The organism is Geobacillus genomosp. 3 (assembly GCF_000445995.2).
Classification (GTDB): Bacteria; Bacillota; Bacilli; order Bacillales; family Anoxybacillaceae; genus Geobacillus.
Genome location: NC_022080.4, coordinates 2,012,843 through 2,037,755, shown reverse-complemented (window position 1 = coordinate 2,037,755; position 24,913 = coordinate 2,012,843). Strand labels below are relative to the sequence as shown.

The window sequence follows — 24,913 nt, the reverse complement described above, 5'->3', positions numbered from 1 at the left end:
AATGGGGGAAAGATACGGTGACAACGCCTTTCGCAAGAATTGCTGCGGGATCCTTCAAGTCATTCAACGGCCCATCGCATTCAGGAACGCGCGAAGGAAAAGAAAAACAACGCTTGACAATCGCCCTGTCTTTCCTGTACGATGGTAATGTAATCGATTACATAACCGAGAGGATTGCACCGATGGCAAGCATAAAAGATGTAGCGAAACGGGCCAACGTATCGACAGCGACTGTGTCGCGCGTATTGCGCAACGCCGGCAATGTCACCGAGGAGACGAAACGGCGCGTGCTTGAGGCAATTGAAGCGCTCAACTATCAGCCGAACGTGCTCGGCCGGTATTTGCGGCGGATGGAAACTGAGACGGTGCTCGTCGTTGTGCCCGATATTACGAACCCATTTTTCTCGAAAGTGCTGCGCGGCATTGAAGCGGTTGCCCGTGAGCACGGTTATCAAGTGCTGCTTGGCGATACGCAAAACGATGCGCAGCTTGAGGAGCAATATTTGAACGTATTGCCGCAGCGGCAAGTCGACGGGATGATTTTTTTGACCGCCCGCATCCGCAAAGAGCTGATGGAAGAGATGGCGCGCCAGTTTCCGATCGTCTTGGCGTGCGAGTATCTCGAAGGGACGGATATCCCGACCGTGTCCATTGACAACATCAGCAGCGCCCGCAAGGCGACAGAGCATTTGATCCGCCTTGGCCATCGCCGCATCGCCCACTTGTCCGGGCCGATAGACGTAATTCTCAGCCGCGACCGGCTGCGCGGTTATTATCAGGCGTTGGCGCAGCACAACATTGACGTTGACGCCGCGCTCGTGCAGGAAGGCGATTTTTCCTACGAGTCTGGATACAACTTGACGTTGAAACTGCTCGCCCTTGAGGAACCGCCGACGGCCATTTTCGCCGCCAATGATGAGATGGCGATCGGGGCGGTTAAAGCCATTCGCCACCGCGGGAGGCGCGTTCCCGATGACATAGCGGTCGTCGGGTTTGACGACATCCAAATGGCCTCGATTTTTGAACCGAGCCTCACGACGATCGCCCAGCCAATGTTTGAGATCGGCCAGAGAGCGATGGAGCTGTTGCTTCAATTGATTGAAGGAAATGACGTCGAACGTCGCCAGTTTGTATTGCCTGACCGGCTGGTGATCCGCGAGTCGTGTGGGGGGAAGCGCTAGGGGCTATGGAGGCGCTTCTTCCCGGCGGCGGGGGCAGAGGAGTCTTTTTTGTTGTCTGATGTAATCGATTACATCAAGCAACGACAGAAACGTAAATCGACGCAAGGGGGAAGAATGATGGAAAACAACCGTCCGATCCGCCTCGGCTTGATCGGGGCTGGGGGAATTTCCAAAGAACATATCAAAGCGGCGCTCGCCCTGCCTGAACGCGCTGTTTTGCAGGCTATTTGCGACGTCAATGAAAAAGCCGCTGCAGAGAAAGCGAAAACGTACGGCATCCGTGACGTGTACCGCGACTACAAGGAACTGCTCGCCTCTCCGGATGTCGATGCCGTCATCATTACGGTGCCGAACTTTTTGCACGCCCAAGCGGCGGTCGACAGCTTGCGGGCCGGGAAACATGTGCTTTGCGAAAAGCCGATGGTGACGAAGGCGGAAGAGGCCGACGCCATCATCCGCGCCCGCGACGAATCGGGAAAACAGTTTATGGTGTCGTTGAACAACCGGTTCCGCCAAGCGGCGCAATGGCTTTATCAACGCATCGCAGAAGGCGCGTTCGGCGACATTTATTACGCGAAAACGGGCTGGGTGCGCCGCCGCGGCATTCCGGCGTGGGGGGCGTGGTTTTTTGACCGCGAGCGCTCCGGAGGCGGTCCGCTTATTGATTTGGGCGTCCATATGCTCGATGTGACGCTTTGGCTGCTCGGCAATCCGAATCCGGTGGCCGTGACCGGGAAAACGTACGCCAAGTTCGGCCCGCGCCGCCAAGGGGCATGGCCGGGAACGTCGTTTGCGCCGAACGCCTCCTATACGGTCGAAGATTTCGCCTCGGCGTTCATCCAGCTCGACAATGACGCCACAGTGCTGCTTGAAACAAGCTGGGCGTCGCACATTGAAGAAGAGCGGGCGTATGTCGAATTTCTCGGCACCGAAGGCGGCGTGCGCTGGGAGTGGAACATCGCCGGCAAGCGCCAGGAAGTGAAATGGTTCCGCAATGAACACGGCGTTCCGGCTGATGTCACGCTCCATTTTGACGACCAAAGCGAACGGGTGGCGCTTCTTGACCATTTCTTGACGAGCATCGCCCAGAACACGCCGCCGCTTTGCACGGCGGAACAAGGGCTGACGATCGCCAAAGTGCTGGAAGCGATTTACGAGTCGTCCGAACAAGGGCGGCAAGTCCGCATCGAATGGTAAGAAAACAGCGAGAGCATCACCCGGCCTGGCTGCCGATCCGGGGGCAGGCCGGAAGAAGGAAGCGGCAAACGTCCTACGAACATGGTACACGCGCCATTCCATTGGGCATCGTGGGACATTCTCAAAGCCGGATTCGCCCTTGACCAACACCTATGGAAGCAACGTCAAGGGCGACGGGGACAAAACAGAACCGAGGGGGATTAGCTATGACTACACCAATTCGCGTCGTTGTGTGGAACGAATTCCGCCATGAAAAGAAAAATGAAAACGTAAGAGCCATTTATCCGGAAGGGATGCATACCGTCATCGCCAACTATTTGGCTGCCGCCGGATTTGAGACGGCGACCGCCGTCTTGGACGAACCGGAGCACGGCTTGACCGATGAGGTGCTCGACCGCTGCGACGTCCTCGTCTGGTGGGGGCATATCGCCCATGATGAAGTGAAAGACGAAGTGGTGGAGCGCATCCATCGCCGCGTGCTCGAAGGGATGGGGCTTATCGTCCTTCATTCCGGCCATTTCTCGAAAATTTTCAAAAAGCTGATGGGGACGACGTGCAATTTGAAATGGCGCGAAGCGGATGAAAAAGAGCGGCTTTGGGTCGTCGCCCCGGGCCATCCGATCGTCGAAGGCATCGGGCCGTACATCGAGCTTGAACGGGAGGAAATGTATGGCGAGTTTTTCGACATCCCCGAGCCGGATGAAACGATTTTCATCAGCTGGTTTGAAGGTGGGGAAGTGTTCCGCAGCGGCTGCACGTTCACGCGTGGGAAAGGGAAAATTTTTTACTTCCGCCCCGGCCATGAAACATACCCGACGTACCATCATCCGGACGTGCTGAAAGTGATCGCCAACGCTGTCCGCTGGGCGGCGCCGGTCAACCGCGGGGAAATCGTTTTCGGCAACGTCAAGCCGCTCGAGCCGATCAAAGCGAAACAAGGGGGAGTGACGCCGTGAACCCGATCAACGTCGGCATCATCGGCACCGGCTTTTCCGCTTCTTCCCATATTGAAGCGCTCCGCCGCCTGCCGTTTGTGAACATCGTCGCCATCGCTTCAAGCAGCCAGGAAAAAGCGGAAGAGAAAGCGCGCCAATTCGGGATCCCGAAAGCGTACGGCGACTACCGCGCTTTGATTGACGACCCGGACGTTGCGGTCATCCACAACTGCACGCGCAACGTCCTTCATTTCCCAATCAACAAGGCGGTGCTCGAAGCGGGGAAACATTTGTTGTCGGAAAAGCCGCTCGCTATGAACAGCGAACAGTCGGCGGAGTTGAAAACATTGGCCGAACAAAGCCCGGGCCTCAGCGCGGTTTGCTTTAACTACCGCCATTATCCGCTTGTCGCCGAGGCGAAAGAGCGGCTCGCCCGCGATGCGAAGCGCGTCCATTTCGTGTACGGCGGCTATGTGCAAGACTGGCTTTTGTATGACACCGACTACAATTGGCGGCTCGACCCGGCGCAAAACGGCCCGTCGCGCGCCATCGCCGACATCGGTTCGCACTGGTGCGACACCGTCCAGCATGTGCTCGGCAAGAACATCGTCGAAGTGTTCGCCGACTTGCGCACCGTTCATCCGGTCCGCTACAAGCCGGCGCATGAAGGGAGCACGTTTACATCCGGGCATGCTCAAGACGCCGAGCCGGTTCAGATTGATACGGAAGACGGCGGCAGCGTGCTCGTCCATTTTGACGACGGCACTCACGGCGCGTTTACGATTTCGCAAGTGAGCGCCGGCCGCAAAAACCGCCTGTACTTTGAAATCGCGGCCGATGAGATGACGCTCGCCTGGGACCAGGAGCACCCGAACCGCCTCTGGGTTGGGCGCCGCAACGGCCCGAATGAGGAAATCGTCCGCGACCCGGCGCTTCTTTCACCGCGCGCCGCCTCCCTTGCCCATTACCCGGGCGGCCATGAAGAAGGCTGGCCGGACGGGCTGAAAAACTTGTTTTTGGATTTTTACGGCGCCATCATCCGGAAACAACGCGGCGAAGCGCTCGGGGAGCTGGCGTTTGCGACGATCGCCGACGGCCACCATACGATGAAGATCGTTGACGCCATTTTGGAAAGCCATCGCACGAAACAGTGGGTGCGGGTGGCGGAATAACCGGCGCCAGTTGGAACCCGTCGGTAAGACTAATGCGGGCAGCGCGAAACGAAAACAGCGCGGCAGAGCGGCCGCCAAAAGGGGGAGAAAGGCAAAATGAAAGTAGGCGTATTTACCGTTTTGTATCAACAGCTGCCGTTTGAGGAAATGCTGGACAAAGTCGCCGCCATGGGCATCGAGGCGGTGGAGCTTGGCACCGGCAATTACCCGGGCAGCGCCCATTGCGACCCGGACGTGTTGTTGGACCAGCCGGAAAAAATCAAAGCGTTGAAAAAAGCCGTCGCCGACCGCGGCCTCGTCATCAGCGCGTTAAGCTGCCACGGCAACCCGCTCCATCCGGACAAAACGTTCGCAAAACAGTCGCATGACACTTGGCGGAAAACGGTCAGGCTCGCCGAGCAGCTCGAAGTCCCGGTCATCAACGCCTTTTCCGGCTGCCCGGGCGACCATCCCGGCGCCAAATACCCGAACTGGGTCACGTGCTCGTGGCCGCCGGATTACTTGGAAATTTTAAAATGGCAGTGGGACGAAGTCGTCATCCCGTACTGGCGCGAGGAGGCGGCGTTCGCCAAGGAGCACGGCATCACGCAAATCGCTTTTGAAATGCATCCAGGTTTTGTCGTCTACAACCCGGAGACGCTTCTCAAACTGCGCGGCCACGTCGGCGACGCGATCGGCGCCAACTTCGACCCGAGCCACCTGCTTTGGCAAGGCATTGACCCGGTCGAAGCGATCAAACTGCTCGGCCGCGAAAAGGCGATTTTCCACGTCCATGCGAAAGACACGTACCTAGACGAAGCGAACATCCGCAAAAACGGCGTGCTCGACACGAAACATTACAGCCAAATCCTTGACCGCTCATGGGTGTTCCGCACCGTCGGCTACGGGCAAAGCGAAAAAATGTGGCGCGACATCGTCAGCGCCCTGCGCGCCGTCGGCTACGACTATGTGCTTTCGATCGAACATGAAGATATGCTCGCCTCGATTGATGAAGGGCTGTCAAAAGCCGTCGCCCTCTTGAAAAAGGTGTTGTTCAAAGAAGAACTGCCGGAGATGTGGTGGGCGTAAAAAATGGCGGCAAGGGAAAACGATCCCTTGCCGCCCGCCGTTTCAAACGTCTGCGCCAGTCAGCCAACCGTCTGTCCCCATTTGTCAATGAGCTTCATCAACATCCGGACGGAAAACGATAAGGCAAAAATGGTGACAAATGAATGCATCCATGTCCACCGGTGATACTCAATCAAATTTGTATACTTTTCATAAAGCACCTCGACAGCAGTCAAAGCGGCGGTATACAGCGCACATTGGCCGATAATGCCCGGGAGGCGCGAGCGGCGGGAAGTTTGATAGAAATATACACAGATGATCGGATACAGGAAGTATTCAAACAAAACACTCGTTTCGAAATAGCTCCCTAAAAACCGGACGGGATACTCAAGCCAATGCGTTTCTACGACTATCACCCCAAAAAACGTAGAAAAATACGCTTTCAACAGGAACACTATCACCTTTTCCTTGACTGGCGGGGTCCGCAAGGCGAAAAACAACAAGATCATCCCAACCACAAAGAGCGCCCACAAATGGATCCGGTCCATGGCTTATCGTCTCCTGTGAAGAATTTGCCTACTTTGCTAGTATGCACAGCCGAACAACGATCTTATTCCGTCCAGTTGTGTTTGCCCCAAACTAGAACGCCGCCCACCCGCTGCACCAATCGCGAAAGAGACCCCCAACGCCCGCAGAGGGGCCAACCGCCTGCTTCATACCGCCCGCGCCGTTTGACGGCCGACGCGCCCTTTCATGAACAGCAGCCGGTGCCCGTCCACCGTCAAATCAATCATCGCGCCATCGAACACGTCATCGCCCGACTTTTTTCCGTTCGCCTGCAAATACGCGACCCGGTACCACTTGCGCCCGTACTCAAAATACATGTACCGCCCGCGCCGGAAATCGATCCAAAACTTCACCCGCTCACCGTTTACGGTCTTCCACACATACCCCCACGCCCGGTCTTGGCGGATCGGCGCCATTTTCGGCCGCGCCGAATTGACCGCTTCGTAATACAGCCGATGCTCCACATCAAACAGCACCATCCATTTTCCCCCCTTTGGACAACGATACTATATGTATAGCGCCAAACGGGCAAAAATAGACATGCCTGTTCATTCAGTTCCCCCCACCATTCGCCTGGCGAGCAACCGAACGGCCAGCGTCAATAGAAACATCGTAACGAGCGAGTATTCCCACTTCCAGGCACGATATTCGATCAAATCGGTATACCGCTCAAAGACAACCTCAAGGGCCGTCAGCGCCGCCGCATACCCCGCGCATTGCGCCGCCGCGCCCGGCCAGCGCGCCCGGCGCGAGGTGGCATAAACGTACACACTGACAACCGGATAAAGAAGATATTCAAAAATGACGCTGTTATCCGTATAAGCGGCAAAAAAACGAACCGGATACTCCAGCAGCCCGGCCCCCGCCACGATCGAACCGAAAAAACTCGCCGCATACGCATTCAGCAAAAACGACACCCATACATCCCGCGCCGGCAAAAAGCGGAAACTCAACAGCAAAAGCCCCACCCCGACCGCGACAAGCAGCCAAAGAACGAAACGCTCCATATGATCCTCCACACTCGAACGATGTCGATTTTTCAAAAATCATGTCGATTTTTATTATGACGCGCGGGAGGGGGGAGTATGTGAAGTGTTTAATTTATTATTTTGCGATCATTGGTGCCAGCTTTAAATAAGGAGAGAGAAGGGGGAATTGTTTCTATGAAAAGGATGTGGAATTTAGTAAAATAGTAGTATAGCTTTATAAATGGGGGAATGGATATGCCAATATATAACAAACTCGTCCGCGACCGCATCCCAGCCATTATCGAACAAGCAGGGAAAACATCCACAACTCGCATACTTGGCGATGAAGAATATCGGAAAGAACTGCAGAAAAAAGCGTTTGAAGAACTTGAAGAATACGTCCAAGCAGAAACGGACGAGGCTGCTCTTGAAGAGTTGGCGGATGTGTTGGAAATTATTCATGCTTTGGCCCAATGCCACGGCGCTTCGATCGAACAAGTTGAACAAATCCGGGCGGAAAAGGCAGAGAAACGCGGCGGCTTCCAGGAGAAAATTTTCTTGATTGAGGTCCATGATGAGTAAGGTGGAGTTAATTTCTAGGTATCTCCTCGATAAGCTGCAGGAACAGATAAGCCGCTCGTCAACCATATACATATTGACATCGTTTGCGATGAAGTCCGGGGTGCGCCTCCTAAACGGCGACCTAAAGGCGGCTGCGGAGCGGGGGGCAGATATAAAAGTTTGCGTCGGTGACTACTTGTTTGTCACTCAACCGGAAGCGCTGCGCGAACTGATTTCGATTCACCCGGATATTGAGGTGCGTTTGTATCGGAGTGAGGGAGTTTCGTTCCATCCGAAGGCGTATTTGTTCGAAGATGCAGAAGGCGGCTATTTTATTGTTGGTTCCTCCAACTTGTCCCGCTCGGCGCTCACTGACGGGGTCGAATGGAACCTTGGGCTGGATAAGAGCGTTGATGAAGGGGTATTTGCAGAAGCGATGGAGCAGTTTTTAAAGCTGTTTTACGCCCCGGAAACCGTGCCGGTCAATGTCGAAACGATCGCTGATTATGAAAAACAATGCCAAGATTACCATCAGCGCCACCCGAACTTGGCGCGTACATGGGTTGAAGCAGAGGAAATCGAGCTGATGCTCCCGGCGGAGCAGAAAGAAATAGAGGTGAGCGACGAGCCTCCCGATTTTGTCCGCGAGACAGCGGCGCCGTACGGAACAATTCAGCCCCGCTTTGCCCAGGTGGAGGCACTTCGACGTCTGGAAGCCACCTATGAAGAAGGGTACGACAAAGCGATGGTTGTCATGGCGACCGGGCTCGGAAAAACATACTTGGCCGCCTTTTTTGCCCGCCGTTTTTCACGGGTGCTGTTTATCGCCCACCGCGAAGAAATTCTCCGCCAAGCCAAGCGGTCGTTTGAGCGCGTGATGCCTGACCGGACGGGAGGGCTGTACGATGGCAATCAAAAAGAAGGAAATGCCGATATGGTGTTTGCTTCGATCTTTACATTAAGCATGAAAAAACATTTGCATGCGTTCCAACCGGATTCGTTTGACTTGATCGTTGTGGACGAATTCCACCATGCGGCGGCCTCTTCGTATGAGCGGGTTCTCCGCTATTTCCGCCCGAGATTTTTACTCGGCATTACGGCTACCCCGGACCGGAATGATAATAAAGACGTATACGCTCTTTGCGACGGCAATGTCGCGTACCGCATTGATTTTATCGAAGCGGTGCGGCGCGGTTGGTTGGCTCCCTTCCGTTATTACGGAATCTACGATGACATAGACTATTCGCAAATCAAATGGCTCGGCAACCGCTATGATGAGGAACAACTACTCCAAGCGCAGCTTCGCGAGGAGGTGGCGGAGAAAATTTTGCGAGCGTGGGAGCAGTATAAGAAAACGAGAACACTTGTCTTTTGTTCATCCGTTCGGCAAGCCGATTTTCTGTCCAAGTATTTCCAACGCCATGGCTATCGAACCGTCAGCCTTCACTCAAAACAGACGTCTATTTCGCGCAAGCAGGCCATTGCCATGTTGGAACGCCGTGAACTGGACGCCATTTTCACCGTCGATTTGTTCAATGAAGGGGTTGATATTCCTTCTGTCGATACACTTTTGTTTGTGCGGCCGACAGAATCGTTAACCGTCTTCACCCAACAAGTCGGGCGCGGGCTGCGGCTGTACGAAGGCAAGGACTATTGCGTGATTATTGATTTAATCGGAAACTATCGGAATGCGGATGTCAAATTGCGCCTGTTCGATACACAGCGGGGCGAAACGAAGAAAAAGGCGCGAGAATCCGTTGTGCCAACAGTTCCGGAAACGTGCGAACTGCATTTCGATGTTCAAGCCATCCATCTTCTCGAGGAGATGCAGAAAAAACGCCAGCCGCGCAAAGAGCGGCTGCTTGCCGATTATCGGCAGTTGAAACAGGAGCTTGGCAGACGGCCGACTTATTTGGAACTGCATCTTCATGGTCGGAGCGAGGCGGCGGAGTATAAATCAGAGTTCGGATCTTACGTTGGGTTTTTATATTGGGCAGATGAGTTGTCCGATCTAGAAAAGGACGTGTTCCGAAAATACGAATCGTGGCTTGTTGAAGTGGAACGTACGGTGATGTCAAAAAGCTATAAAATGGTTGTCCTAAAAGCCATGCTTGAACGTGGACCGTCCGGATGGCACCAACCAATTACACCGCAGGAGGCTGCCCCGTTTTTCCATCGGTACTTAACGGAAAAAGAATACCGAAAGCGCATCGATTTTTCCGACGGAGAAACGAAGCGCCTCTGGGAATATGACCAGGAAAAGGTGAGCCGGTTGATCACCCGCATGCCGATGACGAAATGGAGCGGCAGTTCGAATGGGCTGATTTCCTTTGCAAACAACGTTTTTGCGCTCCAATTTGCCATTGAGAACGAGCATGAAGAAATATTGCACAACTGGACAAAAGAGATTTGCGAGTATCGGTTGCATGTGTATTTTGAAAGGAAGGGGGGATGAGAAAACTCCTCTCTTTTTTATGGTAGTTTACGGTGATTGCGAGAAAATACTGTCGGGCATCAAATTCGAGCAAGTGGTTGTAAGCATGCGCCCGATTCCCCATAAGGATGTTGTCAGGGCGGTTCAAGTCACGAGCCGCTTCCCGTCCGTTCATGGTGCCCCTATTCATATTGGTGACCCGAAACTTATAGGGATTCATGATATTTATAAGCCTGATTTTGGGGATCCGGTCACCATCCGTGAGGGGGAGACCCCGGTATTTTGGGCCTGTGGGGTCACCCCTCAAGCGGTGGCTATGGAAGTAAAGCCGGATATGATGATTACGCATGCCCCAGGACATATGTTTATTACCGATCTGCGCGATGAGCAGCTTGGGGTTTTATAAGCCGAACTGCCTGCTCTGGTTGGTGAATATCCGAAGTAGGAAGCTGTGAGGGTGCGGCTGCACGGTGGCTTTGCAACAGCACCTGTTCACCGCACTAGCGTTGAATGCTTGGCGTATGGTTGTGCGGTGGGCCGCTCCTTTTTTTAATGTTTCAAAAAGTAAAAATTATTGATTGACTTGCCTGTCAAAACAGTCTATTCTGTTACTGTTACGACTTTCAGAAAGCAGAGGAGAGATGAGCCATGAGTGTAGTCCAGGAAACGAAAGGCTATTTCGGCGAATTCGGCGGCAGCTTCGTTCCGGATGAATTGCAGGAAGTGCTTGATTATTTGGAGGAGCAGTTTCTGAAATATAAGGATGATCCGGAATTCAATGAGGAGTTTCGAACCTACTTGCGGGAGTATGTCGGCCGCGAAAGCCCGCTCACGTTTGCGGCACGGCTGACGGAGCGGCTCGGCGGGGCGAAGATTTATTTGAAGCGCGAAGATTTGAACCATACCGGTTCGCATAAAATCAACAACGTCATCGGACAAATTTTGCTGGCGAAGCGGATGGGGGCGAAACGGGTCATCGCGGAAACCGGCGCAGGCCAGCACGGTGTGGCGACCGCTACGGCTTGTGCGATGTTTGGCATGGACTGCACCATCTATATGGGTGCAGAAGATACGAAGCGCCAGGCGCTCAACGTGTTCCGCATGGAGCTGTTAGGGGCGAAAGTCGTGCCGGTCTCGAAAGGGCAAGGGCGGTTGAAAGATGCGGTCGATGAGGCGTTGAACGACCTTGTGCAAAACTACAAAACGACGTTCTACCTGCTTGGTTCGGCGGTTGGCCCGCATCCGTATCCGTCAATGGTGAAACATTTTCAGTCGGTCATCAGCGAAGAAAGCAAGCGGCAAATGGTCGAAAAAGAAGGACGGCTTCCGGATGCGGTGGTGGCCTGCGTCGGCGGGGGAAGCAATGCCATCGGGGCGTTCGCCCACTACTTGGATGAACCGAGTGTGCGGCTCATCGGCGTTGAGCCGGAGAAAGCGGCGACGTTGACGAAGGGAGTTCCGGCGGTTCTTCACGGATTCAAATGTCTCGTGTTGCTTGATGAAAACGGCAATCCGCAACCGACATACTCGATCGCCGCTGGGCTCGATTATCCGGGCATCGGTCCGGAGCACAGCCATTTGAAAGTGTCCGGGCGGGCTGAGTATTATACGGTTACGAATGAGGAAGTGCTTGAGGCGTTCCAACTGTTGTCCAAAACGGAAGGAATCATCCCCGCTCTGGAGAGCGCCCATGCGGTGGCGTACGCGATAAAACTTGCGCCGACATTGGGCAAAGACCAGATCATTCTTGTGAATTTGTCGGGGCGCGGAGATAAAGATGTCGAGCAAGTGTTTGGCATGTTAAACTCGAAATAAGGCTAATTGTTTAGCAGAATGCATCACAGGATGCATTCTGCTTTTTTGTTAGGTTTTATCATAGTATTTTTTTATCGATAAGAATAAATAATTTGTATTTTTTTTATTTGACAAAATATATTATTCTTATTTTGAAAATACTTGGAAGAGGGGTTGCACATGGAAACCGATGTTTTAGTGGTTGGGGGAGGAAATGCGGCAATGAGCGCTGCTTTATCGGCGCGCGATCATGGAGCGAGGAGAGTGCTCGTTGTCGAGCGAGCGCCAAAGTTTTACCGCGGCGGCAACAGCAGACATACACGGGACTTTCGGGTTATGCATACGCGTCCAAGTGAATATATGATCGGCACTTATTTGGAAGATGAATTTTTGGAAGATTTAAAAAAAGTCGCAGGCGGAGAAATTAACGAAAACCTCGCCAAATTAATAGTTTGTAATTCGGAGGAGCTGCCTAGCTGGTTGTCTAGCCAAGGGATTCGATGGCAGCCAACATTATCTGGGACGCTTCATCTAGGTCGTACTAACATTTTTCAACTTGGTGGCGGTAAGGCGATGATGAATTCGTATTATCATACCGCTGAAGCAAAGGGCATTGAAATTTGGTATGAGGCCATGTTAGTGGATATGGATATTGATAGGAACGTATTTAAGTCAGCTACCATCAAAAGGAACGGTGAGTATATTACAGTAAGATCCAAAATGGTGATTGTCGCTTCCGGCGGTTTCGAGGCCAATATTGAATGGCATAGAAGATATTGGGGAGATGCGGCCGATAACTTTATTATCCGTGGAACTCCTTATAATCAAGGGAATGTGTTAGAACTTCTCCTAAATAAAGGTGTCGAAAAGGTGGGAGAGGAAGATGCTTTTCACGCCGTTGCGGTAGATGGAAGAGCGCCAAAGTTTGATGGGGGAATTGTTACACGCTTGGATAGCGTACCTTTCGGTATTGTTGTGAATAAACATGGCAAGAGATTTTATGATGAGGGAGAGGATTTTTGGCCGAAACGTTACGCCATTTGGGGAGGTTTGATTGCAAGACAGCCTGGTCAAATCGCATATTCGATTTTTGATAGTAAAGTGTTAGGAAAATTTATGCCTTCTGTGTGGAAGCCGGAAAAAGCGCAATCCATAAGAGAGTTGGCAGAAAAATTAGGATTAGACCCCAATGCCGTCGAAGCAACGGTTGCAGAATATAATGCTGCTGTACGGCCGGGAGACTTTAACCCGGCAGAATTAGATAACTGTACAACAGAGGGACTGACACCAAGGAAAAGCCACTGGGCTTTAAAGATCGATACACCGCCATATTATGCTTATCCATTAAAAGCCGGTATTACTTTTACCTATTTAGGAGTGAAGGTGAATGAACAAGCAAGAATGATGATGAAAGATGGGCGGTTAGCAGAAAATATGTTTGCTTGTGGAGAAATTGCCTCTGGAAATGTCCTTCGGCGTGGATATTTAGCAGGATTTGGGCTTACACTAGGTGCCACCCTAGGAAGAATTGCAGGGAGGGAAGCAGCGTATGCAGTTAAGTAAGGAAACTAAAAATCAAAAAATAAGAGAGCTATACGAAGATGGAAAGAGACAAATGGAGTTATGTAACGCTTGCCGCTATTGTGAAGGTTTTTGCGCTGTATGGCGGGCAATTGAATGGCGCCGTGAATTTAGTGATAATGATATGAAATATTTAGCTAATTTGTGTCATGACTGTCGTGATTGCTATTATGCCTGCCCATTTACGACTCCTCATGAATTCGGCATCAACCCACCGAAGACGTTTGCGAAAATTCGAGAGGAAACGTATGTGAAATACGCATGGCCAAGTTCATTAGCAAAATTGATGGGTGAAAAGCTAACGGGTTTTTGGATTGTATTTATTGTTTCCATTTTGGTATTTGTCGGAGGTGCTTTTGTCAAAAACGGGATTTCAGGTACCTTCGAACGCTATACAGGGGAAGGATCATTCTATGAAATTATTCCGAAAGGCGTCATGATTAGCGTGTTTACTATTTTAGGCTTATGGATGGTTGTAGGTTGGCTTATCGGTGCGATTAGATACTGGCGTGATATACGATCTTCAAAGACGGATAAAGTTGCATGGAAAGATATTATTACTGCAATAAAATACGCCATGAGTCTTCGTTATCTTGATGGTGGTGGTGCCGGTTGTACGTATCCAACAGAAAAGCCGGCGGCAAACCGTAGATGGTTGCATCATTTGGTTGGCTATGGATTTTTGCTTGACTTCGCCTCTACGACTTTAGCAGCATTTTATGATCATGTTCTACACGTTCCGGCACCGTATCCAGTGTTTCATCCAGTCGTTATTTTAGGTACCGTTGGTGGAATTATGATGATTATCGGACTTATCGGCCTACTGTATTTGAAAACTAAGACAGATAAAGAGGTTGATGATGAATTTTCTGTCAAAAAAGGCAGCACTTTTTCCGTTGCTTTGTTATTCGTTGCACTGACCGGGATGCTCGTATTAGGTTTTCGTGAAACAGTCTTAATGGGATTTTGGTTGTCTATTCATTTAGCAAGTGTTGCAACTCTATTCTTTACAGCACCTTACTCGAAATTTGCCCATTTTGTTTATCGATTTTTATCTTTAGTTAACTATGCCCAAGAGGAGCGAGTGGAAAGGGAAACAAGAGTGGTTCAAAAGGCCAAACAACCATTGGTCGTACAAAAAGGGATAAAAATAAATAATTAACGTGAAATATACTTGTATTTCCAGTAAAGTTGAGGAATAAATGTGTTCTTCACTACGGTAAAAAAGTATTCAGTAATGGGAGCAAAACTGTACCTTTATTATGCAATATATTCCAATAAATGTAACATATATTACAAGCGTATACTCTTGATATGGGCATATGTCTATGGGGAGGGAGTTCGCTCTTGGCTGGGCAATCATTAGTCAGAATACCGTGTGTTTATATGAGGGGAGGCACTAGCAAGGGGTTAATCATTGACGAGAAACATTTGCCAAAGGATACGGAAACGCGTGACAAAGTCATTTTAAAGATTTATGGTAGTCCTAATCCATTACAAATAGATGGTATTGGTGGAGGATCACCTACAACGAGTAAATTAGCGCTAATTCGAAAATCTGAACAGGAAAACGTTGATATTATCTATACATTTGGACAGGTAAGTGTGACTAAAGAAGTAATTGATTATACACCTACATGCGGAAATATGGCAGCAGCAGTTGGGCTATATGCAGTTGAGGAGGGGTTTTGTAAAATTACAGAACCTTATACCGTTGTCAGAATCTTCAATACTAACACAAATAAAATTATAGAAGTAGAAGTCCCAGTTAAAAATGGAGAGATTGTCTACGAGGGAGACTTCTCAATTTCTGGGGTGTTAGGGGTTGCATCTAAGATTAGTGTAAATTTTTTAGACTCTGGGGGAGCCATCACTGGGAAAGTGTTACCGACAGGTGATGTGAAAGATAAGATCAGGCTTTCTTCGGGCAAGGAGATCGAAGTGTCTGTAGTCGATTCTGCTAATACCCTTATTTTTGTAAAAGCAGATCAAATGGGTATTGAAGGTACAGAAGTGGGTAAAGATTTCAATAAAAAGGATCTTCTCGATGTTCTAGAAGAAATCCGTGTGAAGATTGGAAAACAAATAGGTTTAATCGATCCGGACGATAATCCAAGTCCGTTTACTCATGCGTTGCCTAAGATATGTGTCATCGCCAAACGCAAGAGCTATGTATCGAGTGAAAAACAAATCATCTCTGCCAACGATATTCATATTATTGGGCGGTATATTGCTATGGGGACATTGCATCCGGCTTTTGCTGTTAGCGGAGCTATTGCGTTAGCTACAGCTAGCCAAATACCAGGGACGGTTGTACACGATATTCTCTCTGGTCATAAAGGACCAGTTAAGATTGGCCATCCGACAGGTATTATAGAGGTTGAGGCAATTGTTATAGGAGAGAATGGGGAGTATCGGGTGAAACGTGCGGCCATTGGACGCACTGCCAGAAGGATTATGGAAGGCTACTCTGTTGTACCGATAGCTTTATTTAATGGAGAAGCCTAACATTACAATAATTGATTCATTGTTTTTTGAGAAAAATTATCTCTTAGGATAGTACGGCGGGCAATAGGGAGGATTTCCCTCCGGCGCTTGCTGTCTTTTTTTTCTGTGAAAATAATGAATCCATGAGCGGTTATTTTCATGCTTGGGTGGCGAGTAAAAGCTTACTCATGGATGTTTTCTGTGAAAATAATGAATCCATGAGCGGTTATTTTCATGCTTGGGTGGCGAGTAAAAGCTTACTCATGGATGTTTTCTGTGAAAATAATGAATCCATGAGCGGTTATTTTCATGCTTGGGTGGCGAGTAAAAGCTTACTCATGGATGTTTTCTGTGAAAATAATGAATCCATGAGCGGTTATTTTCATGCTTGGGTGGCGAGTAAAAGCTTACTCATGGATGTTTTCTGTGAAAATAATGAATCCATGAGCGGTTATTTTCATGCTTGGGTGGCGAGTAAAAGCTTACTCATGGATGTTTTCTGTGAAAATCCATAAAACCCGGTCAACTCTGTATATCCTGTGATCAGTTTGGATACACTACAAATGGCCAAAAAAGACAACAGGAAAGCAGAGGTGCCTTATTTTTAGGCATCTCGTATATTCTGTATTCATTTTGGCTATACTAACTTACTTGTGGTCCCCAAAACGGTTCTTTTCGGGAAAGCATGCAGTAAATGGTGACAAGCATTCGGTGCGCGATCGCAACGAGTGCTTTTTTCTTTCCCCGGCGAGCCGCCAATGACCAAAATTTCGCCGCCAACGGTTGATTCCTGCATCGGGATAACGCCCATGCCGCCTCGCATAACGCGGATTTAATATGAGGATTACCCTTTACCGTTCGTGTACTTTTGCGTTTTCCAGCGCTTTCGTGATTTCCCGGGGCCACCCCAGCCCAAGAAGCGAGGCGCTGCGGTGTCGGGAACTGTCCCATATCCACTCCGATTTCGGCGATGATGACGGCGGCGGTTTCCTTTTTCACTCCAGGAATCGTCATCAGAAGATCCACTTCCTGTTGATACGGTTGTAAGAGATGGTCGATGCGTTGGTCCATCTCCTGAATCAAGCTTTCCAAATACTCGATGTGCTTCCACGATTGGCGAATCATGAACAACTCATGTTCGGTTAATGTCCCAAAGAGCGATTCCTGAATTTGTTGCTTTTTCCCTTTCATTCTTCCGTGAAGGCAAGCGTCGATATCGGCTTCTTCGATGTACCCCTGTTCCATTAAACGGGTCAAGAGTTTTCGGCCCGATACTCCGAAGATGTCGGAAATCACCGTACCCAGCTTGATATTGGAACACTCCAATACTTTATGAATTCGGTTTTTTTCCGCAATCAATTGACCCACCCACTTTTTGCGTAAACGGGTCAAGTCCCGCAATTCTCGAATTGGCGCGGGTGGCACAAAACTCTTTTCAATCAGTCCATAACGCAATAATTTAGCGATCCATTCCGCATCGGATACATCCGTTTTTCTCCCTGGGACATTCTTGATTCGCTGAGCGTTGGCCAAGGTAATGTCAAAGTAGTCCTCTAAAATGTTAAAGACCGGTTTCCAGTAAACCCCCGTACTCTCCATCGCTAGATGAGTGATTTCTCGATCCTCGAGCCATTTCAGGAGGCGAAACAAGTCTTTGGTAAACGTCGAAAACGTTTCGATCTCCTTTTGAATGTGGTCTTCTTCTCCCCAAAGCGCACAAACGACAATCGTTTTGGCATGAACATCTAAACCTGCGCAACGATGATAAAGCACATCCATGATCCGGACTCCTTCCATTGATGAATTCGCAAACAGTGAGTCCACTTGTTCGTTAGGCATTTTTCTGTTCGTAGTCACCTTTTCCAAATGAAAAGGGCTTACAATGGGTGGAACACCAAATGGACTCAAACAGTTTTTTGTACAGGGTCGAACCACCATTAAAAAGCACGTCTTTCCAAACTGTTTGCGTTCATCCTCCATTATGGAAGGAGAGATGGATTTTCATGCCTGGGTGGGGAGTAAAATTTACTCATGGATGTTTTCTGTGAAAATAATGAATCCATGAGCGGTTATTTTCATGCTTGGGTGGCGAGTAAAAGCTTACTCATGGATGTTTTCTGTGAAAATAATGAATCCATGAGCGGTTATTTTCATGCTTGGGTGGCGAGTAAAAGCTTACTCATGGATGTTTTCTGTGAAAATAATGAATCCATGAGCGGTTATTTTCATGCTTGGGTGGCGAGTAAAAGCTTACTCATGGATGTTTTTTGTTTATTGGATACGAATTATGGAATTAAGGCAACAGGGTGAGGGATAACTAGAGGTTATTTCGGAGGGGATTATACTCTTTCGGGTATTTCTATTCCCTGATTGCGGGGAGGACTTTTTGCAAGGATTTCGAGAATAAACCCTTAATGCATGAGAAAGGTTAAGGAAAACATTTCTGTTAGAAGGAACGATACTTGCGGATTAAATTGTTAAATTTGACTAAAAAGCGTTAACTTAATTCTTCTATTGGGGTATTTAGAGCTTTCATGCCCTGATGGTATTTGGAGATAAGTCTTTTATCAAAGTGGATGACCGTAGCTGATATTTTTTATAGAGCAAATGCTTCTCTAGCGTTTGGTTATATCTATGTGGATGCTTGAGAACTTAAGTAGCAAAGGCCATTTGGCAAGGCAATGTCGTATAAATGATCAATCATTTCCTAAGGAAATGTGAACATTAATATTTTTTATGATGTTACATAAAAAACCCGTGGTGCTAGATAAACTCAAACAAGCATAAAAATAGCCCTTGCATGAGGATCCCCTTAAAATGAAAGTGCAACCAACCATTAAAAAGGAGGATCCCTATGCAAGAGCACTTTCATTTTACTACAGATCGGGCCAAGATTCAAAAGCAATATGCCGCCATTTTCGTTTTTGTTTCTGCTCAACTTTCATGCATTCAGGTGCATCTTCATCGTCGAAATCGCCATTTGGTCAAGCAAGAGGACGCTGTCATCATCGCCATTCATCTTTTAGGAAAGCTGCTCGGTTTTACTTCTGAACGGGCGTGGCATCGTTTTGTCACGGGAAATTTGTTCACAAACGGCTCGTTTCTCGAACGTTCCCGGTATAACCGCCGCTGCCGGGCGCTTGGCTTCGCTATCAAATGGATCCGCCATGAGTTGGCAAAACGCGGCCAACATCATGCCTATGCCGTCGTGGACAGCTTGCCGCTCCCATTGTGCCATACGGCAAGAATGCATCGCGTCAAACGGTTTCAAGAGATCGCCGACATCGGGTATTGCGCTTCCAAAAAGCAATGGTACTACGGGTTGAAGCTGCACCTTCAAGTGACCGATCAAGGGCTGCCAATGGGGTATGTGGTGACGGAAGCATCTTGCCACGATCGAATCGCAGCCGAAAGCGTGATGACCCAAATTCCCCACCCGTATAACTTTGGGGACAAAGGATTTATTAGCCGTGACTTGCAAAAAAGGCTGTACGAAGAATACCAAATGGCGCTTTGGACTCCGTCTCGAAAAAACCAGAAACATCGTGCGTCTGAGACATGGGAGCAGTGGATCCAACAAAAACGCAAAGTGATCGAGACGGTGTTCTCGGTTCTGGTTGACCACTATCGCATCACGGGGATCCGAGCCAATTCGATTATCGGATTTGAAGTGGCACTAGACGGTATATTGTTAGCTTATTCCCTGGTTACACTTGGGCTAGTTGAGCGCTAAAGCTCAACTAGCACCACGGGTATAAAAATTATATATTTAATCTATGTCTAACGATTTTGTATAATTAAAGACAGAACAGTCAGAAAAGTTTTTTTTGGGAGGAGTGGTGAATTTTTAGAAAACGCTATCATTATATTTGAAAATAATTCCAAGGGGGAATCGAGGAAAATGAGAAGAAAACTGATCTTGAAACCTACCTGTCTAATTCTGTTTATTGCCTTATTGAGCGCTTTGTTGTTTGGGTGTTCGTCTAGTAACAGTAGTAATAGCTCGTCCGACAACGCAAAAAAGGGTGGCAATGGTTATCCAAAGATGACAGTTATGTTCTCGCATGTGGCAGCCGAAAACACGCCAAAGGGCCAAGCGGCATTGAAATTTAAGGAAGTTGTTGAGTCCAAAAGTAATGGGGCAATTCAGGTAAAAGTCTTTCCATCTGGGCAATTATACGGTGATGATAATGAAATTGAGGCCCTGCAAGCAAATAACGTCCAAATTATAGCGCCGTCATCTGCCAAATTAAGCGGATTTGAGAAGTCGTTCGAAATTTTCGATCTGCCGTTTGTGTTTAAAGACAGTCAAGCATTATATAGTTTTGAAGATGGGGAAGGTGGAAAAAAACTATTAGATAAGTTAGACCAATATGGGATGATCGGTTTAGGGTTCTGGCCGAACGGTTTCAAACATATCACGAACAATAAGGTTGAGATCGATGATCCAGCTGACCTCAAGGGTCTGAAAATTCGCACCCATGGAGGAACAATTATTAATGAGGTGTATGCAGCATTAGGAGCTTCATCGGCTAAAATCGCTTTTAATGAAACATATCAAGCATTGCAATTAGGAACAGTGGACGGACAGGAAAATAGTTTGGTGAATATTCAAACCCAGCGATATCCGGAAGTACAAAAATACTTAACTTTAAGCGGCCATGCACGTTCTGAGTATATTCTAGTGGCGAGTAAAACCTGGTGGGATAAACTTGACGCAAAAACAAAGGAGTTGTTTATGGAGGCTGCCAAGACTTCGGCTGAGATAGGGCGTGAATTAGAGGCCAAACTAGAAAAAGAAGCCTTGGATCAAATGGAAAAAGAGGGAAAAATAAAAATTCATAATCTAACAGATGGAGAACGCCAAAAGTTTACGGATGTTTTGCAACCAGTATTTGATAAGTGGAGCAAGGAGATCGACCCAGAGGTTCTGCAAAAAGCCCAAGAGACTAGTCAAAATTAATGATAGAAGTTAGGTTTCTAAAGAGCTTAGCCTCTTTAGAAACCTAAATACTAGTAGGAGGATGGGATAATGGGCAAAGTGAAAAAAGTTTATTCGTTAATCGAGGATATACTAGCCGGCTTATTTTTAATAGTTGGACTTTGTCTCATAGTGTTTGAGGTTATTATGAGATATATTTTTAACTCTCCAACTACGTGGACTACGGAAGTTTCTACAGTTATGGTAACCTGGGGAATCTTATTAGGTCTTTCTGTAGCTTTAAGAGATAAACACCATATTTGCGTGGATTTGTTTTATGTTATTGTTCCTAAGTCTCTGCGTAAGGTAATAGACTATTTTGCCGGAGTTATTGGGATATTGTTCTGTTTGTTTTATACGATAGGAGGAACTATGATCGTTTTACAGACATGGCGAACAGGACAATTATCTATGGAAACCGGAGTGCCGATGTGGATATACTATATGGTTATACCATTTTCAGGGCTATTATTGACGGTTCGTTTTATTGGTCAACTAAATGAGGTGCGAAAAGAGAGAATGAGTATTCACCAGGGGGATCATCACTTAGGTTTAGGAAAGGAGAGTTTAGATGAATACCGCAATGCTTTTTAGTCTCTTTACTGTATTAATTTTGCTTAGAATTCCTATAGCGTTGGCTTTAACGGTAGCGTCTGTTATTATGTTTTCTCTGTCGGGTATGTTTAATATTTGGACCATTCCTCATAAAATGTTTACATCCATAAATTCTACAACATTGATTGCCATTCCCGGATTTGTATTTGCCGGTGCGATTATGGCTAAAGGTGGGATATCGAAGTATCTTATTGATGCGTTGAGAGCGTGGATAGGGCACATATCCGGTGGGTTATCCGTTGTAACGATTCTAGCCTGTGCATTTTTTGCAGCCATTAGTGGGTCAAGTCCAGCTACCGCTGCCGCAGTAGGTTCTATCATGATCCCGGCTATGGTGGAGGCTGGTTACAACAAAAGATACGCAATGGGGCTAGTAGCTGCTTCTGGGACATTAGGGATACTGATCCCGCCTAGCATCCCACTTATTGTTTATGGAATTGTAACCGAGCAATCTATCGGTAAGTTGTTTATAGCGGGAATTGTACCTGGTATCGTTCTTACCCTTGTGCTAGTTGCATATTCGATCTTTTATGCCCGTCTCAAAGGATACGGTGGTGCTGAAAAGGCATCATGGAATGAAAGATGGAGTTCATTACGCAAGGCTTCGTGGGGAGTATTTTTACCTATTTTAATTCTATTGTGTATTTATAGTGGTGCTACTACGCCGTCGGAGGCATCAGTTATCGCATGTGTATACTCACTAATTGTCTCGTTGTTTGTTTATCGTGAGACCTCTTGGAAAGACTGGCATGCTATTTTGAAGGATACTATAGGGGTCAGTGCAATGATTATGTTTATCATATCGGGTGCCAGTGTTTTTTCGTTGTACATGACCCAAGAGCAAATCCCGCAAACGATTGCCTCTCTATTAGTTTCGGGGGAATTTTTGAGCAAAACCATCTTTTTTGTCGCTACCGCAATTCTATTTTTGATACTGGGAATGTTCCTAGAATCTTCTTCGATTATGTTGATTACATTACCTTTATTGCTCCCAATTATGAAGATGTTAAATATTGACCCGTATCATTTTGCGATAGCGATGATTATAAATATGGAAGTAGCTCAAATCACCCCGCCTGTAGGCTTGAACTTGTTTGTTATTAGTGGGATAGCTAAGGAGAAATTAAGCGAAGTATTCAAAGGGAGTGCGATTTTTATTGTACTAATGTTGTTGTATCTAGTGATTGTTATCCTGTTTCCAGGTTTATCGCTTTGGCTTCCGGGTAAAATGGATTTTTAATGGGTTAGAGAGGACGGAGAATCATGTACAAAATAGCTGTTATAGAAGGGGATGGTATTGGCCCGGAGGTTGTAGGAGAAACGGTCAGGGTCATAGAAGAGATAGAGCGGAAAATAAACTGCAGGCTATTTGAATGGGTTAAGCTTGAGGCAGGACTACAAGCTTATGAAACGTATGGAACTACACTCCCTGACACAACAAGCAGTCGACTAGACAGCTGCCATGGATTGATTTTGGGCCCGCTATCCACTCACCTATACAAAGGTGAAAGTATGCCCAACCCCAGTGCAGAAATACGAAAAAGATTTAACTTATATGCTAATATCAGGCCTGTTCGATCTATTCCAATCAGTCAATGCAAGTATGGAAACATCGATATGGTTATTGTTCGTGAAAATACGGAAGGCATGTATGCAGACAGAAATATGCTAGAGGGACCTGGGGAATTCAAGATTGACAACGATACTGTCATTTCTCTAAGACTCGTCACACGTCAAGCGAGTAGAAACGTTGCTAAGGCAGCGTTTCGATTAGCTGAAGAGAGAGGGAATAAAAAACGCGTATCCATTGTTCATAAAGCCAATGTATTAAAGAAGCATTCCCGTTAGGAGCTTTTCCGGGGACTTGATCAAAAAAAGCCCTCTTGGTATGATGCAGGGGTGCCAAACAATACCTACCATCATGCCAAGGAGGACTTCAGATGAATTGTACACAAAATCAGAAAATCAATCAAGTCACGGAACACACATTGGTCGTGGGCATCGATATCGCGAAACGAACCCACTACGCCTGCTTCGTGGATGACCGGGGGCGCGTGCTTCGCAAGTCGTTCCCGATCTTCCAGTCGAAAGAGGGGTTTCAACAGCTGTATGAAGCGATTCAGGAGGGGAGGAAAGCGTTCGGGAAGTCACAGGTGATCGTCGCTGTGGAGCCGACCGGGCACTACTGGTTGAACCTGGCCTACTTCCTCGAGGAAAACGGGATCCCGCTGGTCATGGTCAACCCGGCGCATGTGTGCCGGTCGAAAGAACTCGATGACAACCTGCCGACGAAACACGACGCCAAAGACGCCCTGGTCATCGCCAGGCTGGCGAAAGACGGGCGATTCCTCGTCCCCCGGCTGCTGCACGAGATCGAAGCGGATTTGCGCGTCGGGAGCACGCTCAAAGAGAAGCTCCGGAAGGAACAGGCGGCGGTGAAAAACGCGATCATCCGTTGGACGGATCGGTATTTTCCAGAGTTTTGGACCGTGTTTCGCGACCTGGGGAAAACAGCGCTGGCGGTGCTGGAGTGGACGCCGCTTCCGGCCGATATGGCGGGTCGGACCGCCGAGGAGCTTCTGGAGGCGTACCGGCAAAGCGAAGGGCTGAAATGCCCGCAGAAAGCGAAAATTCAGGCGTTGATCGACGCCGCGAAGGGCTCGATTGGGGTGACGGAAGGGACGACGATGGCCCGGTTTGAGATCGCCGCGCTCGTCCGCCAATACCGCCAGTTCGAGGCCGAAATCGCAGCGTTGGACGCCGAGTTGAAGGCATTGGTTCAAACAACGATGGAGTATCAATGGCTGAAAACGGTCGACGGGTTGGGAGATGCCACGATCATCGATCTGCTGGCGGAGATCGGCAGTTTTGCCCACTATCGGGACCCGCGTCAATTGGTGAAGTTGGCGGGCCTGACGCTCAAGGAGAACTCCTCCGGCCAGCGCAAAGGGCAAAAGCACATCTCGAAGCGGGGACGGAAACGGCTGCGATCGGTGCTGTTTCGGGCGGTGATTCCGCTGATCCGGCACAATGAGGCGTTTCGCGAGCTGCATGAGTACTATACGACCCGGCCCGTCAACCCGCTGACCGGAAAGCAGTCCATCGTCGCGTTATGCCGAAAGCTGTTGAATGTGCTGTTTGCGATTTGCACGAAGAAACAAGCGTTTGACGCGGAGCGAATGAGGCAGGACGTCTTGTCCCATGTTCCACACCGGGCGGCCTAAGGCCTCCCCCCACGAACGGAAGAAGTGTTGGACAACAGGATGACACCGGAGAAGCTGGCGTGATCTCATCCATTCGACCTCGAGTCCCGAAAGGAGCTTGGCCGGCCTCCGCCTGATGACGAGACCGAACGAGGGAATGTTGGCGCAAAGACGCCCGGAGACATGGGAG

At 48.7% G+C, this 24,913-nt stretch carries 23 protein-coding genes and 1 pseudogene; 20 read left to right on the top strand and 4 right to left on the bottom strand.

Annotated elements, in window-relative coordinates; genetic code table 11:
• Positions 1–182 precede the first annotated feature (182 nt).
• The 5 genes from M493_RS10035 (at position 183) to M493_RS10015 (ending at position 5,553) form a co-directional block, all read left to right on the top strand.
• Complete coding sequence (locus M493_RS10035; RefSeq protein WP_041267937.1) at positions 183–1,181, top strand: LacI family DNA-binding transcriptional regulator; 999 nt, start codon at positions 183–185, stop codon at positions 1,179–1,181.
• A 117-nt stretch (positions 1,182–1,298) separates the two neighbouring features.
• Entirely contained in the window at positions 1,299–2,378 is a 1,080-nt protein-coding gene (locus M493_RS10030; RefSeq protein WP_020960221.1) for a Gfo/Idh/MocA family protein, read from the top strand.
• A 206-nt stretch (positions 2,379–2,584) separates the two neighbouring features.
• Entirely contained in the window at positions 2,585–3,334 is a 750-nt protein-coding gene (locus tag M493_RS10025) for a ThuA domain-containing protein (protein WP_020960220.1), read from the top strand.
• A complete protein-coding gene (locus tag M493_RS10020) occupies positions 3,331–4,485 on the top strand; it encodes a Gfo/Idh/MocA family protein (RefSeq protein ID WP_020960219.1) in 1,155 nt (384 codons plus the stop codon). Before M493_RS10025 ends, M493_RS10020 begins: the two co-directional genes overlap by 4 nt.
• A gap of 96 nt (positions 4,486–4,581) precedes the next feature.
• Positions 4,582–5,553 (top strand): sugar phosphate isomerase/epimerase family protein, encoded by a 972-nt coding sequence (locus M493_RS10015; RefSeq protein ID WP_020960218.1) that lies wholly within the window; start codon positions 4,582–4,584, stop codon positions 5,551–5,553.
• Between the two features lie 59 nt (positions 5,554–5,612).
• Here M493_RS10015 and M493_RS10010 read toward each other — a convergent pair whose 3' ends face one another.
• The 3 genes from M493_RS10010 to M493_RS10000 all read right to left on the bottom strand — a co-directional run bounded on the left by M493_RS10010 (position 5,613) and on the right by M493_RS10000 (position 7,106).
• A complete protein-coding gene (locus tag M493_RS10010) occupies positions 5,613–6,080 on the bottom strand; it encodes a CBO0543 family protein (RefSeq protein WP_020960217.1) in 468 nt (155 codons plus the stop codon).
• A gap of 165 nt (positions 6,081–6,245) precedes the next feature.
• Positions 6,246–6,578 (bottom strand): hypothetical protein, encoded by a 333-nt coding sequence (locus M493_RS10005; protein WP_020960216.1) that lies wholly within the window; start codon positions 6,576–6,578, stop codon positions 6,246–6,248.
• Positions 6,579–6,647: 69 nt separating this feature from the next.
• Entirely contained in the window at positions 6,648–7,106 is a 459-nt protein-coding gene (locus tag M493_RS10000; protein ID WP_020960215.1) for a CBO0543 family protein, read from the bottom strand.
• Between the two features lie 216 nt (positions 7,107–7,322).
• Here M493_RS10000 and M493_RS09995 point away from each other — a divergent pair, with 216 nt between their 5' ends.
• The 8 genes and pseudogenes from M493_RS09995 (at position 7,323) to M493_RS18290 (ending at position 16,439) form a co-directional block, all read left to right on the top strand.
• Complete coding sequence (locus tag M493_RS09995) at positions 7,323–7,649, top strand: nucleoside triphosphate pyrophosphohydrolase (protein ID WP_020960214.1); 327 nt, start codon at positions 7,323–7,325, stop codon at positions 7,647–7,649.
• Complete coding sequence (locus tag M493_RS09990; protein ID WP_023817658.1) at positions 7,642–10,083, top strand: DEAD/DEAH box helicase family protein; 2,442 nt, start codon at positions 7,642–7,644, stop codon at positions 10,081–10,083. The genes M493_RS09995 and M493_RS09990 overlap by 8 nt, the downstream gene beginning before the upstream one ends.
• Before the next feature lie 70 nt (positions 10,084–10,153).
• A pseudogene (locus tag M493_RS09985) lies at positions 10,154–10,468 on the top strand (D-glutamate cyclase family protein); the annotation flags it as partial.
• A gap of 242 nt (positions 10,469–10,710) precedes the next feature.
• Positions 10,711–11,877, top strand: coding sequence for a tryptophan synthase subunit beta (trpB, locus tag M493_RS09980; RefSeq protein WP_020960211.1), 1,167 nt, complete (start codon positions 10,711–10,713; stop codon positions 11,875–11,877).
• A 159-nt stretch (positions 11,878–12,036) separates the two neighbouring features.
• Positions 12,037–13,419 carry an FAD-dependent tricarballylate dehydrogenase TcuA gene (tcuA, locus tag M493_RS09975; protein WP_020960210.1) on the top strand — a complete coding sequence of 461 codons (1,383 nt, stop codon included), beginning with the start codon at positions 12,037–12,039 and terminating at the stop codon, positions 13,417–13,419.
• A complete protein-coding gene (gene tcuB / locus M493_RS09970; protein ID WP_020960209.1) occupies positions 13,406–14,599 on the top strand; it encodes a tricarballylate utilization 4Fe-4S protein TcuB in 1,194 nt (397 codons plus the stop codon). The genes tcuA and tcuB overlap by 14 nt, the downstream gene beginning before the upstream one ends.
• Positions 14,600–14,784: 185 nt before the next feature.
• Positions 14,785–15,945: a 2-methylaconitate cis-trans isomerase PrpF family protein gene (locus M493_RS09965; protein ID WP_020960208.1), complete on the top strand. Its 1,161-nt coding sequence runs from the start codon at positions 14,785–14,787 to the stop codon at positions 15,943–15,945.
• Positions 15,946–16,067: 122 nt separating this feature from the next.
• Positions 16,068–16,439: a hypothetical protein gene (locus M493_RS18290; protein ID WP_023817657.1), complete on the top strand. Its 372-nt coding sequence runs from the start codon at positions 16,068–16,070 to the stop codon at positions 16,437–16,439.
• Positions 16,440–16,566: 127 nt separating this feature from the next.
• Here the strand turns inward: M493_RS18290 and M493_RS09960 are convergent, their stop codons facing one another.
• Complete coding sequence (locus tag M493_RS09960) at positions 16,567–17,703, bottom strand: IS110 family transposase (RefSeq protein WP_020959521.1); 1,137 nt, start codon at positions 17,701–17,703, stop codon at positions 16,567–16,569.
• 252 nt (positions 17,704–17,955) lie between these two features.
• Between M493_RS09960 and M493_RS09955 the strand changes: the two genes are divergently transcribed.
• The 7 genes from M493_RS09955 (at position 17,956) to M493_RS09925 (ending at position 24,744) form a co-directional block, all read left to right on the top strand.
• Complete coding sequence (locus tag M493_RS09955) at positions 17,956–18,234, top strand: hypothetical protein (RefSeq protein WP_020960207.1); 279 nt, start codon at positions 17,956–17,958, stop codon at positions 18,232–18,234.
• A 544-nt stretch (positions 18,235–18,778) separates the two neighbouring features.
• The gene (locus M493_RS09950) at positions 18,779–19,657 is read left to right on the top strand and encodes an IS982 family transposase (RefSeq protein WP_011230510.1); all 879 of its coding nucleotides are present in this window, start codon (positions 18,779–18,781) and stop codon (positions 19,655–19,657) included.
• A gap of 168 nt (positions 19,658–19,825) precedes the next feature.
• The gene (locus M493_RS09945; RefSeq protein WP_020960206.1) at positions 19,826–20,887 is read left to right on the top strand and encodes a DctP family TRAP transporter solute-binding subunit; all 1,062 of its coding nucleotides are present in this window, start codon (positions 19,826–19,828) and stop codon (positions 20,885–20,887) included.
• Positions 20,888–20,956: 69 nt separating this feature from the next.
• On the top strand, positions 20,957–21,499 hold the full coding sequence (locus M493_RS09940; RefSeq protein ID WP_020960205.1) for a TRAP transporter small permease: 543 nt from the start codon (positions 20,957–20,959) through the stop codon (positions 21,497–21,499).
• Positions 21,477–22,760, top strand: a complete 1,284-nt coding sequence (locus M493_RS09935) for a TRAP transporter large permease (protein WP_020960204.1) — start codon at positions 21,477–21,479, stop codon at positions 22,758–22,760. The genes M493_RS09940 and M493_RS09935 overlap by 23 nt, the downstream gene beginning before the upstream one ends.
• Before the next feature lie 23 nt (positions 22,761–22,783).
• Positions 22,784–23,368 carry an isocitrate/isopropylmalate family dehydrogenase gene (locus M493_RS09930; protein ID WP_020960203.1) on the top strand — a complete coding sequence of 195 codons (585 nt, stop codon included), beginning with the start codon at positions 22,784–22,786 and terminating at the stop codon, positions 23,366–23,368.
• Positions 23,369–23,460: 92 nt separating this feature from the next.
• The gene (locus M493_RS09925) at positions 23,461–24,744 is read left to right on the top strand and encodes an IS110 family transposase (protein WP_020959148.1); all 1,284 of its coding nucleotides are present in this window, start codon (positions 23,461–23,463) and stop codon (positions 24,742–24,744) included.
• Positions 24,745–24,913 lie beyond the last annotated feature (169 nt).